The 12,080-nt window shown below is 42.0% G+C and carries 13 protein-coding genes; 10 read left to right on the top strand and 3 right to left on the bottom strand.

Going from position 1 to position 12,080, the window contains the following annotated elements; all coding sequences use genetic code 11:
* Window positions 1–831 (top strand): carbohydrate ABC transporter permease, encoded by an 831-nt coding sequence (locus F0342_RS18920; protein WP_149157402.1) that lies wholly within the window; start codon window positions 1–3, stop codon window positions 829–831.
* A gap of 348 nt (window positions 832–1,179) precedes the next feature.
* On the opposite strand, the gene F0342_RS18925 is transcribed toward F0342_RS18920, so the two are convergent.
* Window positions 1,180–1,656 carry a hypothetical protein gene (locus tag F0342_RS18925; protein WP_262481810.1) on the bottom strand — a complete coding sequence of 159 codons (477 nt, stop codon included), beginning with the start codon at window positions 1,654–1,656 and terminating at the stop codon, window positions 1,180–1,182.
* Between the two features lie 314 nt (window positions 1,657–1,970).
* On the opposite strand from F0342_RS18925, the gene F0342_RS18930 reads away from it, so the two are divergent.
* From F0342_RS18930 to F0342_RS18945, 4 genes are read left to right on the top strand one after another with little or no spacing between them, the layout of a single operon-like run.
* On the top strand, window positions 1,971–2,501 hold the full coding sequence (locus tag F0342_RS18930; protein ID WP_316252632.1) for a sigma-70 family RNA polymerase sigma factor: 531 nt from the start codon (window positions 1,971–1,973) through the stop codon (window positions 2,499–2,501).
* Window positions 2,498–2,944 carry an anti-sigma factor gene (locus F0342_RS18935; protein ID WP_149157404.1) on the top strand — a complete coding sequence of 149 codons (447 nt, stop codon included), beginning with the start codon at window positions 2,498–2,500 and terminating at the stop codon, window positions 2,942–2,944. Before F0342_RS18930 ends, F0342_RS18935 begins: the two co-directional genes overlap by 4 nt.
* A gap of 1 nt (window position 2,945) precedes the next feature.
* Entirely contained in the window at window positions 2,946–4,040 is a 1,095-nt protein-coding gene (locus tag F0342_RS18940; protein ID WP_149157405.1) for an efflux RND transporter permease subunit, read from the top strand.
* Window positions 4,037–4,972 (top strand): hypothetical protein, encoded by a 936-nt coding sequence (locus F0342_RS18945; RefSeq protein ID WP_149157406.1) that lies wholly within the window; start codon window positions 4,037–4,039, stop codon window positions 4,970–4,972. The genes F0342_RS18940 and F0342_RS18945 overlap by 4 nt, the downstream gene beginning before the upstream one ends.
* Window positions 4,973–5,084: 112 nt before the next feature.
* Here the strand turns inward: F0342_RS18945 and F0342_RS18950 are convergent, their stop codons facing one another.
* Window positions 5,085–6,104 carry a DUF3231 family protein gene (locus F0342_RS18950; protein ID WP_149157407.1) on the bottom strand — a complete coding sequence of 340 codons (1,020 nt, stop codon included), beginning with the start codon at window positions 6,102–6,104 and terminating at the stop codon, window positions 5,085–5,087.
* A gap of 163 nt (window positions 6,105–6,267) precedes the next feature.
* Here F0342_RS18950 and F0342_RS18955 point away from each other — a divergent pair, with 163 nt between their 5' ends.
* The 5 genes from F0342_RS18955 (at window position 6,268) to F0342_RS18975 (ending at window position 11,745) form a co-directional block, all read left to right on the top strand.
* The gene (locus tag F0342_RS18955; RefSeq protein ID WP_316252633.1) at window positions 6,268–7,110 is read left to right on the top strand and encodes a CBO0543 family protein; all 843 of its coding nucleotides are present in this window, start codon (window positions 6,268–6,270) and stop codon (window positions 7,108–7,110) included.
* Between the two features lie 469 nt (window positions 7,111–7,579).
* Window positions 7,580–8,845 (top strand): GTPase HflX, encoded by a 1,266-nt coding sequence (gene hflX, locus F0342_RS18960; protein WP_149157409.1) that lies wholly within the window; start codon window positions 7,580–7,582, stop codon window positions 8,843–8,845.
* A gap of 632 nt (window positions 8,846–9,477) precedes the next feature.
* Window positions 9,478–9,762 (top strand): thiamine-binding protein, encoded by a 285-nt coding sequence (locus F0342_RS18965; RefSeq protein WP_149157410.1) that lies wholly within the window; start codon window positions 9,478–9,480, stop codon window positions 9,760–9,762.
* A 227-nt stretch (window positions 9,763–9,989) separates the two neighbouring features.
* The gene (locus F0342_RS18970; RefSeq protein ID WP_262481811.1) at window positions 9,990–11,093 is read left to right on the top strand and encodes a PLL family lectin; all 1,104 of its coding nucleotides are present in this window, start codon (window positions 9,990–9,992) and stop codon (window positions 11,091–11,093) included.
* Between the two features lie 79 nt (window positions 11,094–11,172).
* Complete coding sequence (locus F0342_RS18975) at window positions 11,173–11,745, top strand: GNAT family N-acetyltransferase (RefSeq protein ID WP_188048615.1); 573 nt, start codon at window positions 11,173–11,175, stop codon at window positions 11,743–11,745.
* A 59-nt stretch (window positions 11,746–11,804) separates the two neighbouring features.
* Here F0342_RS18975 and F0342_RS18980 read toward each other — a convergent pair.
* Window positions 11,805–12,080: integrase core domain-containing protein (locus F0342_RS18980; protein ID WP_149157412.1), on the bottom strand; the 276-nt coding region annotated here is incomplete at its 5' end.

The following is a 12,080-nucleotide window of genomic DNA, read 5'->3' on the forward strand; positions in this document are numbered from 1 at the left end:
ATGAATTCGAAGAAAAAGACGTTCAGTAAACGTCTTCTATACATTGTCCTGATAGGCTATGCGATCACAACTCTGATTCCATTCTTATGGGCACTCTCCTCTTCTTTTAAAACATTAGAAGAAATCATTAGCGGAACTATGAATTTCATACCGAAGAATTTCACTTTGGATAATTATAAACAGATATTCATTGAGCAGGAGCTATTTCCAAGATGGTTATTCAATAGTTTATTCATCGCAGTAATCGGGACAGCATTGAATATCATCTTTAACTCCATGTCTGGATACGCCTTGGCGCGCTTAAGCTTTCCTGGGAAAAAGGCATTATTTATCATGATCCTGGCTGTCCTGATGATTCCCGCTCAAGTTACGATGATCCCGAACTATTTAATTTTAAAAGAAATCGGCTGGCTTAACTCGTATCAAGGGATGATCGTACCGGCCATGATCAATGCAACCTTCATCTTCATGATGAGACAATTCTTCATCAATTTCCCGAAAGAACTGGAAGAGGCTGCTCAAATCGATGGCCTAAGCCGTTTCGGAATCTTCTTCAAGGTGGTTTTACCATTAGCAAAACCAGCCTTGGCCGCACAAGCAATCTTTGTCTTCATGGGATTCTGGAACAACTTCATGACCCCATTGATTGTCATGACCGATACAGAAATGTATACACTGCCATTAGGATTGAACACCTTTAAAGGCCAATACGTCAGCTACTGGAACTACATCATGGCGGCATCCATGGTCTTTACACTGCCGGTACTCCTTCTGTATGCATTCTTTAATCGCTACTTTATTAAAGGAATATCTTTCACAGGCGGGAAATAGTAATTGGAGGGCTTCTCTTTTAGAGAGCTCTCTTTTTTTAAATCAAAAGAGTGAAGGGTATGAAAAAAATAGGGGGGAAGCAGGAATCTTTATGGGTTTGCTGCTTTGATTTTAGGTTATGGTGTTGGGTGTCAAATTGGTGGTGTGTGGGGGTTCATTTTGTCGTTAGAGATGGATTTATCAGCGAAATAATGATTTTATCAGCGATATCTCAAATTTATAAGCGAACGAGGGATGTCAATAGAGTATCGACTGCTGCCGATGAACCGCAGTATCATTTCTGAATTGTTTACAAGGGAACAAGCAGCCAATTTGGGGCAGAGAAATCGGTCTGCAATATGTTCACGCTCATATTCGCTTTGTTTGTATGACTCTGTTAAAAGCAAGACCCTTATCGTTTCCCAGGGTCACTTCATTATTCCGGGAAAGCTTTTGATAGATATACTTAATCAGTAGAATGATGGCTGCGAATCCAATGTAGATGAAGAAAAAAACAATGTATCCCCACAAACCAACGATGGCATCAATGAATTCCATCTGTCCCCGATTAGTGATTGCCTGCTGTATTTCGATTGCAAAGACCAACACAAACATGAAGGTCAATGTATAGAAGAAAGCCAATGCGGTGATCCCGAACTTAAGCTTCGATAAAATCTTAGACACAAAATATACAAAAAAGAACACGGTGATTCCGATAATGCCCATAATCCAAAAATGCAGATCTTTATCCGTAAAGGTGAAACCGAGATCACTCGCCAACACAATAAACATGTCGTGGAGGTTATTGATGATCTCCACTATTAACGTAATGCCTTCTTTCATCATATCCACTCACTCTTTTATGAAGATAAGTACATTATGAGTATATCAGGAATGTGGATTTCGTGTTAGGTGGTAAATAAGGGTGATTTTCTGGATGGGTGTGACAAGGGGATGGACGAGATTGATGTAAATTAAGATTCTTTTCAATATTAAACGTGATAAATTGGATAAAGTGTGGCGAGCCATGATCAGCCCACGAATTCAATCAAATGTACCAGGCATCACCTTCAACAAAAAAATATTTAAAAAAACTGTAGGGATTCATCATTTTCTTTCGTCTATTATAATGAGACCACAAGAAAGGGGGAGAGAGGTTGGTGGATCCGCTAATTGAAAAGGCGAAAAATGGTAGTGAGCATGCGTTTCGGATGTTGGTCGAAATGTATAAGCAGTATGTTTTTAAATGCATTTACGGCGTTCTGAGGAACCAAAAAGATGCAGAAGATGCATCACAGGAAGCGTGGATGAAGATTTATACCTCTCTCCCTCAGTACGAGCATCAAGGGTTCAAGACATGGATGACGAGAATTGCAGTGAACCATGCCATTGATTGTAAGCGAAGACAAGCAAGACAGAGGGAAGATCTGGTCGACGAGCTCCCCGTGAAAGAGTCCCGGGATGCTGTAGAAAGACGATTACTAAAAAAAGAACAAAAGCAGCTCGTGTTGAGGCATTTAGAAGAAGTTCCCGAATCATACAGAGAAGTGATTGAAGGGTTCTACATAAAAGAAAAGTCCTATCAGCAGCTTGCAAATGAACAGCATGTGCAGGTGAAGACGATTGAAACAAGGCTGTACCGGGCAAGGCTTTGGATGCGGAAGCACTGGAAGGAGGAGGATTTCATATGAGTCATATTGCATTGGAAGAGTGGAAGAATTACGCCAGAGATGAAATGGATGATAATAAGCGAAGCGAATACGAGGAGCATCTATACAGTTGCGATCAATGCATGAGTCTTTATATGGAAGCAATCGAAATGGTTCAAGACGAGCTTCCTTCCATTGAAGGTCCGTCCCTCTATACAGATGAGGTGATGGAGCGAATTCCCGTTGAGATGAATCCAGTGGTGAAGAAAGTGAAGAAACAATGGTATGAGGAAAAGGTGTTTCATTATGTGCTGGCTACGGCGATGACGCTGATTTTGATGGCATCTGGTATTTTTGGTGAACTTGTGAAGATCACGACTGAATTTGAAAGAAACCAGCAGCCTTCCTTTACAGAAAATATTTTAAATAAAACAACGGCTTTACTGGATAGTGTTGAAAAAATTGAAGAACAGGAGGCAGAGTAAGATGGATAAAAAGAAGAATCCAATCATTGCGTTTTTGTTGGCTTTTATACCCGGTGTGGGATTAATGTATTTAGGGAAGGTTTTTAGAGGGGTATTGTTTTTACTCGTATTGATGGCGTCCTTTCCCGTTGCATTCGTGGGCGCGCAAGTGTTGAACTGGGATGGTTTTGCTTTTATCACCATTGGGTTTGCGTTCTTATTCTATCTCATCAGTATCGTTAATACGGCACTTGTGGCATCAAGAATGTTGAAAGCGGGCGAAGCATCACGAGAACCGGTGTTAGAAAGTGAATCAGGACAGCTGAGCACCGAACGCTTCTATACCATCATCCTTTCCATGATACCAGGGCTCGGTCATTTCCAACTGGGATTGATGAACCGTGGTGTCACATTTCTGGCAACGTTCCTCGGAGTAGCTGCGATGATTCTGTTTGTAACAGCGATGACGGGGAGAGGGGAGTTTATGGTGTTCTTGATCGTTCTACCTGTCGTATGGGTATACAACTTCTTCGATACGATGCAACTGTTGAATAAAAAGCAGGCAGGTGAAGTGCTGACGGATCGGTCTGTATTGGAAGACCTGGAAGCCCAGCATGAAGGTGGGAGAAAGAGTAAGGCATTCGCCACATTTTTATCGATGTTTCCTGGAGCGGGGCATCTGTACCTCGGCTATCAAAAAAGGGGGATCCAGCTCATGGCTGCATTCTTGTTCTCGATCTATATATTAGATGTTCTTCGATTGGGAATCTTTCTTTTTCTGGTGCCTATCATATGGTTCTATAGCTTCTTTGATGGTCTGCAACGGGCGACAAAGCACGGAAAAGAACCCTTTGAGGACACACCAATTGTATCCTACCTGATAAATCAGCAAAAATGGGTAGGTATCGGGTTGATGCTCCTTGGTGTGTATTACCTGGCAACGAACATAATGATGCCGTTATCTCTACCAACTTTAGAGACGTATGGCATCGATCCGTATCATATGATGAATAGCTATATCCAGCCGGGAATTGTGTGCCTTCTTCTAATAGGGGGAGGAATTAAATTGGTTGCTGGAAGTAAAAAGGTCCATTCGAAAGAGGGGGTATCAGAATGAGAACATGGCGAGTCGGATCTATATCAATGGGGGCATCCCTGCTTTTTTTAGGCATCTTTTTATTGCTATCGCAAATTATAAAATGGGATTCAGCGTATGTGTTAGCAGGTTGGTGGCCGGTACTCCTGATTGTGTTAGGGGCGGAAATCTTAGTGTACTTATTTTTATCAAAGCAGGAGAAGCCAATATTAAAATATGATTTTCTAAGTATAATATTTGTGGCTGTCATAGGAACGGTGGGAATCGGATTTACGGTGCTTCAGGCGACAGGATTGACAGAGGAGTTGCAAACGTTCTTTGATTCTGAAGTGAGAACAGCGGACCTACCTTCGTTTAACTATCAGGTAGGTGAGGAGGTGAAGCGGATCGTCGTTGATTCAAGTCATCATCCGTTAACGGTTGAAACAGTTACGGATAAAGAAGTGAGTGTGTTTGGTACGTATCGTTCTTCCTTTGCAGAAGGGAAACCATTACTTGGGAATCCGGAAGATTATCTGATGACGACACAAAAAGGTGATACGCTGTATATCACATTGAAAAGTCTTCCTGACTACAATGGCTGGATGCAATCAGGGCAGGAGATGGATGCGACACTCGTCATCCCGGCATCCAAGTCCCTCGAAATCTCGAGTGACTACAGTGAAGTCACATTAAAACCGAGAACCCTATCGAGCTCCTGGGAAGTATCAAGCTCAGCGAGGGTCAACCTGGTTCTTGCCTCAAATGAAGACCTGACCATCAATGCCGATAACGTTGGGGACATCCATGGGGAGGACGTAAAATGGCAATTTACAGAACCAACGAGTGCATCCGATAAAGATGTAATCGAAGAAGGAATCCCAAACAAATCCGCTACCCTTAAACTAGGAAGCGGACAACACCCCATCACCATCTCCCATTCCGATCAAGTAAATGTATCGATTAAGAACTGAGGGACGGACCTCCAAATCTTCCATCATTCCGCTTGTAAATCAATTGGAATAGAGTTGATTTGGAGTTTTTTTCTTTAGTAGGGTAACGTGATGAGGGACGGACCTCACCTCATCACTTATCTTTCGCCAACTTCTTTCGATCAGCAGATTGAGGTGGTTCTTCCAGCCAGCCGTTATTAATCAAGATGTCCGCACCACTTTTGCCTAATTCCGCCACCTCGAGTATAAGTCTAAAATAATTCGATACCAGGTCAGCTCTCATACTTGCCGCTGCAGCCGTACCATAGTTTCCCATCCCGGCATTGCTTATCAGAGTGGTGTGGAACATCATCAGTTTATCTGAGAAAGCAGGGGTAGTTGAAGCTTTTACATTGGTATCCCAAGACATGGGAGCCTGCATATCATTATTGATGAGAGCGTCACTGAATATATTGAGGTGCTTTTGTGCAATTTCCTGCGTCCTGGTCATGAATTTTCTTACTTCTTTTGATTGCGCCATTTGTGCGAAGCTTGTGGCAATCATGCTCCCGAGTAAATTGGTTTCCGTGTTAAGGAATAGATGTGATATTTCAATGGCATTCAGTGGCCGTCTATTGACAAATGGATTCAGGCTGGAACTCATATATGATTTTTCCTTAATAAACTCAACTTTTTCAGGATAATCAATATATGGGGGCCTTACTAAAATGCCTTTTTCTTTTCCAGTCTCCGTTGCTTTTTTGTAGAGGTCACTAGAAAATTGAAGGGTTTGTTGGAAGAACTCAAGAATGTCTTCTCGTACAGTAAGGGAAACTGCCCCGCTATAGGTAATCATCCCAACCTTCGCCATCTGCCGGAGATACATTAAGAAAAAGGTATCGCCATAAATGGCAGGGGCATCTGGGAACACGTCCTTTTCCTTTGAAAATCCAAAAGGGATAGGGATTTGTTCCTCTTTGAAAATGGATGAGATGAAGTCAATATGATGTTCAGATTTTTCTTGAGCTAAACGGAGAATGGATGCTGTATCAGGGTCCTGATTTTTTGCAAGGAAATATTCAAATACACACAGAGCTAAAGTGTCACTTTGATATGTGGACCAAAGAATGGCCAGTTCAGCTGATGTTAAATCTGTTTTGGGATGATATGACATGGATAAGCCTCCTTCTGTTCAGTAAATGTATTTATTAGTATGGATTTGTCTTAAAATAATTATTTATGGTTACGTGTATTCATGGTTTTTAGAATACTTTCCCATGATTTATGTAAATAATGAAGACATCTAAAGAATAGCTAGGATGATGTATATGCTATTGATGTGGATAACAATCTTTGTTCTGAATGGTTTCGTCTATATGGTAAGAAAAAGGCTTCGGATCATCGAGATGTACGTTACTTCTTTGTTTTCTATATATTTAGCTTTATTTGCAGATTCCATTTTGGGTGGAATGTTCAAGTTATATTCCTATTTCGAAGCAGGGGTGGACTGGATTGATTTTGTAGGTGCGATTGGCATTTACCCAGCGATTAATATCCTGTTTTTAGCTTTTTTTCCTGCAAAGAAGAATTTAATCATCAAGGGGATGTACATACTGGGGTGGACACTATTTGCATTATGTTATGAGTTTGTGGCCGCTCACTATTCTACCTTCTTTCAATACAGTGGCTGGAGATTGATATACTCCGTTCCTATTTATCCAATCTTGTATATGATCTTGTTATATAACTTTCGATTCGTTGATAAATTGCTTGGTGTAAAGAAGACGTTCTTTCATTTGACGCCTCTGGAATGGTATGGAAGCCTATTCTTCATCTTATATATGAATTTGTTTATAGACGCGGTATTGAAGGGGAGATATGAGCTTTATTACTATGTTGTGAAAGACGTACATCCGTTTGATTTCTTTTATCGGTTGATAGTATTATGTGTTCCAGTATTGATTTTTCTGAGCAGGCAAGTGAATTACCCCACTCTATGGAGATACCTTATTTGGATTGCGGTCTTGAGTGTGATTCAACAATGCACAGCAGCACTCAATCTCTTTCACACCAACAACTGGAATATCTCACTCTCCATTGCCCAATTTGCGATCATCCTCCTTCTAACTTGGCTGAACCTGTGGCTTCTCCGTCATATGAAGCGAGGGACGGACCTCTAATACGTAATTCCGATATGGATTTGGCTAATTGGAGGTCCGTCCCTCAAACCATATCTTCCCATCCTCGACTGTTTGTGGTAAGATGATAATAATTTATGAGAAATGGAGGTTTTCCTTTTGATTTTAATCAGACTACGCATCCGCAATTTGAACGCTTAATTGAATAAGTTCAAAGGCTCTGCCTGTGTGCAGGGTAAATGGGATCGGTCTGACTATTTTTAAAGGAATTCTTCATTTGACGTTGAATGGAGGGAAGGGAGACTAAATAGCTCATCTTTCTTGTCTTCTTAAAAAATAGAATTGAATACTTGCCGAGTGGTGCCATATGGTGTCTTTTCTTGGGAAAACACAAGGGGAAAATGCGGTCTTCTTCATGTGCCACCGGTTTATTCAAATCCATTTACGAAAAACACAGGCAGAAGCCTGTGTTTTTTTCTGTACACACTAAAAGATAGGAAGTGACGAAGGAATGGAAGAACGTTTAAAAGCAATCGCCATAGGCGTTAATACAAAGGATAAGAATAATGACTTCGAATATTCGATGCTTGAGTTAAATGGATTGGCAGAAGCGAGGCATATGGATGTTGTCGGTGAACTGACTCAAAACCTGCCCCGGCCGAATCATGTCCATTATATAGGTAAGGGGAAGATTGAAGAGCTACTGCCACTCATTGAAGAGTGGAAAGCAGAGGTGCTCATTTCGAATGATGAGCTGTCTCCTTCGCAAATTCGTGTACTGGAAGAGAAGCTCGATATTCGGGTAATGGACCGGACCATGTTGATTCTCGATATTTTCGCTGAACGAGCGAAGACCCGTGAAGCCCAATTGCAGGTAGAGGTAGCTCAGCTGCAATACATGCTGCCGCGTCTTATAGGACGCCGTGAGTCACTGGGGCGCCAAGGTGGCGGCTCAGGACTTGCGAACCGTGGTGCGGGTGAAACGAAGCTCGAGCTTGATCGACGTAAGATTGAAGAGAAAATCACTGCGTTGAATAAAGAGCTGGATTCCCTCGTCGACCTGCGAACCACACAACGTAAGCAGCGTCGAAAGAGTGAAATCCCGGTCGTATCCCTTGTCGGATACACAAATGCCGGGAAGTCAACGACAATGAACGCATTCGTTGAAAAATTCCATCCAAACGAGAACAAACAAGTATTTGAAAAGGATATGCTGTTCGCGACTCTTGAAACATCGGTGAGAAACATCACCTTACCGGACAAAAAGGCATTTCTCCTGACAGATACGGTTGGATTCGTTAACAAACTGCCCCATCAGCTGGTTAAGGCGTTCCGTTCTACTCTTGAAGAAGTCGTCGAAGCGGATCTCATCGTTCATGTGGTGGACTATTCGGATCCCCATTATGAGAAATTGATGAAGGTGACTGACAAAACGCTTGAAGACATTGGAGTAGGCGACATCCCGGTTATCTATGCCTTTAATAAGGCAGAGTTGGTAGAAGGAGAGGTTCCTAGAATCGAAAAGGATCGAATTTATTTATCGGCTAAAAATAGAATAGGAATGGACGAATTACTGGATGTAGTGAAGAGCTATATTTTTAAAGATTACAAAAAGTGTAAGATGCTAATTCCATACGATAAAGGCCATTTGATTTCTTATTTCAATGAACAAGCGAATGTAGTGGGAACAGAGTATGAAGAATCTGGGACGAAAATGATCCTTGAGTGTAAGGTAAGTGACTTTGAAAAATATCAACAGTATGTCATTCATGAATAAATAGGAAAGACGAGGCTGGGACAAAAGTTTTTTAGCCTAATTCAAACCCGAACAAACCTGCTTCTTAGTGTGCAGATTTGTTCGGGTTAATTATTTATTTTCGAAATTTGATTTTAGCTGTTTCCAGCGGTTGATTGGAGTGCAAGACGAAGACTCCTGCGGGAAGAATAGCTTATGTGAGACCCCGCAGGCTTGCCGAGGAGGCTCCCGGGCTACCCGCGGAAAGCGTAGTCTTGCACGGAAATCATTAGCGGTATGAAGAACCTACACTTCTATTGTTCGTCTTTTTATCGTGAATTTTTAGTTTTGTCCCAGTCTCGTTTTTATTTTTAATACTATAGTAAGTACCTTCCGATAAGGCTTTCGATGCATCTCCTGAACCTTTTAGACCCATTTAAGAAAAGTTTATCCCCATAAAGGAAAGGGTAGAATGGCAAATAATTTACAAAGGAGGGTCCTGTAATTATGAAAGCCAACTATACAAAGACGTCTTCAACAAGGAATCTATGTTCCGGTTTCTTATTCGGGATGGGGATTGTGAGAGGTTCAATTTCGTTCCGATAAAACTCTACATGTTTATCTGCTTCTGGAGGAGGTAAATATATAGAATAAGTCGAGAAAGGAGCATGTAGATGCCAACATTAACAGTAGGATTTCAAACCATGCCAAACGGAAAAGACGTGGATACACATGGAGTTATCCCCAAAATGATCGAAGTGGTAAAAGAATCAGGCTTAACATATGAAGTGGGGCCAATGGAAACGGTGGTCGAAGGTGATTATGATAAAATTATGAGCGTCATTAAAGAGACCCAGGAAGTAGGGATACAACACGGAGCTACCGAGGTTTTCACAAATGTAAAAATGCATTATAAATCGGACGGAGTATCAATCTCAGACAAAAAGAAGGATGTTTGAAAACCACTTATAATTATAAAGAGTGTGATTAATAGCACCTATGTTAGAGGTGCTATTTTTTTATGGTGAAGAATGGATATTCCATTCATTAGCATTTCTTCCAGTAACCGAGTTTTAAAGGTTTTATATTTTTAAAATGTATAAGAAGAGGTTATTCATTGACAAGAATTGTACTTGCTCCTCTATCTGGGCTCCTGCATAAAGTAAATGCAGAGGAGGGATGCAGTATGTTTTTTCCACGACGATATCCTGTGATACCGTGTGATATTCAACAAGAATGCTATCCGCGTTGGCCAGAAGTCAGAAACCAATATGAAGATGGTCTTTTACCACATACTTATCAACAGTATTATCCAGGCTACGAACAACAACGTGAGTTCACGTATTATCCACAACAGCTGAACTATTATGATCCTTATCAAGGATTCTATGAACAACCAGTCTACGAAGATCCATTTGATTGGCGGGCGAGCTGGCGGGAATGGGAAGACCTTGGGTCACCACCGCGGGGGATGAAGGGGTCACCAGCCGCTGCTTCCTGGCAGGCGAACCGTTTGGATACGTTTGTTCGAGGTGAGAACGATAGAATGTATCACAAATGGTGGAATGGTTCCCGCTGGAGTAATTGGGAGGATCTCGGTGCGCCAAGGAGAGGTTTAAGGAGTTCCCCGGCTGCCGCGTCATGGGGACCGAACCGTATTGATACGTTTGTCAGAGGGAATCGGGATACACTTTGGCATAAGTGGTGGGATGGCTCGAGATGGAATGAATGGGAAGACCTTGGGGGACCACCACGTGGATTCAAGGGCGACCCTGCCGTTGCAACGTGGCAAGCCAACCGACTTGATGTATTCGTTCAAGGAGATGACAATAACCTTTGGCATAAATGGTGGGACGGAAGACGATGGAGTCAATGGGAGAATCTTGGAGCACCAAGAGGAGGCCTTAGAGATTCACCAGGTGCTGTATCTTGGGGGCCGAATCGAATCGATTGCTTCGTAAGAGGAAACAATGACCGGATGTGGCATAAGTGGTGGAATGGATCCCGTTGGAGTAACTGGGAGGACTTGGGCTCACCGCCTAGAGGATTCGAAGGCGCTCCCGCAGCATCATCATGGGCTCCGAACCGGATCGATACCTTTGTTCGTGGAGACAACAACAATATGTGGCACAAATGGTGGAATGGTTCCCGCTGGAGTAACTGGGAAGACCTTGGAGCACCAAGAGGAGGCGTTCGTTCTTCACCGGGAGCTGTGTCTTGGGGCCGTAACCGGGTAGATGCCTTTGTAAGAGGCAGAAATGATCATATGTGGCATAAGTGGTATGCGTGATAGTTGGAACCATCCCTGTGCGTAAATAGGGATGGTTTTTATCATAAATGAAGGAATTGGCAAAGCTTATGTCCAAATAATGGGTAAGTGGATACTATACCAAATGGGGAAAGGAGAAAAGACCATGCGTTTTATACTCGATGAAGAAGTTTATGAAATCACGCAGGCAAAAAATGAGGATCTAAGAAAGGTTTTGGATCTGTTAGTGAATGCAGCCACCTGGTTAAAGACAAAAAGTACGAAGCAATGGAGTTACTATCTGACTGATTTAGATGGAAACGAAGAAGAGGTCCTCCATTCAATCGAAAACGGGGCGACCTATCTGGTTGAAAAAGAAGGTCAACCCATTTCCACTCTAACCCTTGAAAATAACCCAAGTGGATGGGATTTGGACCTTTGGGGAGAAAATGCGCGGGATGATGTTGTGTATTTACATCGATTGGTCGTACATAGAAACCATGCAGGAAAAGGCATAGGTGCTGCTTTGCTGGATTGGGTCGAAAAAGAGGCACAAGAAGCAGGTAAAAAAATTATCCGCTTTGATTGCATCGCGAGTAATGAAGGATTGAACCACTATTACCAAAAACGATATCCATTAAAAGAAGTTGTCGATATCCACGGACGACATAGTAAATATGAAATCATACTATAAATAAAAAACCCGGCATGATCATATGGAGTGACACAGTCAAATAAGACTAAATAAAACCCCTAAGCTGCCTTGACTCTAAATTCTACCGGAGTCTGGCAGTTTAATTTTGTAAAAGGACGACAATAATTATAATAATACATGTACGATTCTATTTTCTTTCGTACTGTATGGTTGGTTAGTTTCCCTCGATCCAGAGGGCTGAATTCTTCTGACTTTAAAGAGGAGTGGAAGGATTCGATGACGGCATTATCAAAGCAGTTTCCTCGTCGGGACATGCTTGTGATAATGCCTCTTTTTTTTGCGTCTTCCTGAAAATCATACGATGTATATTGAGA

This window comes from Bacillus sp. CH30_1T, from assembly GCF_008364765.1.
Taxonomy (GTDB): domain Bacteria; phylum Bacillota; class Bacilli; order Bacillales; family Bacillaceae_B; genus Rossellomorea.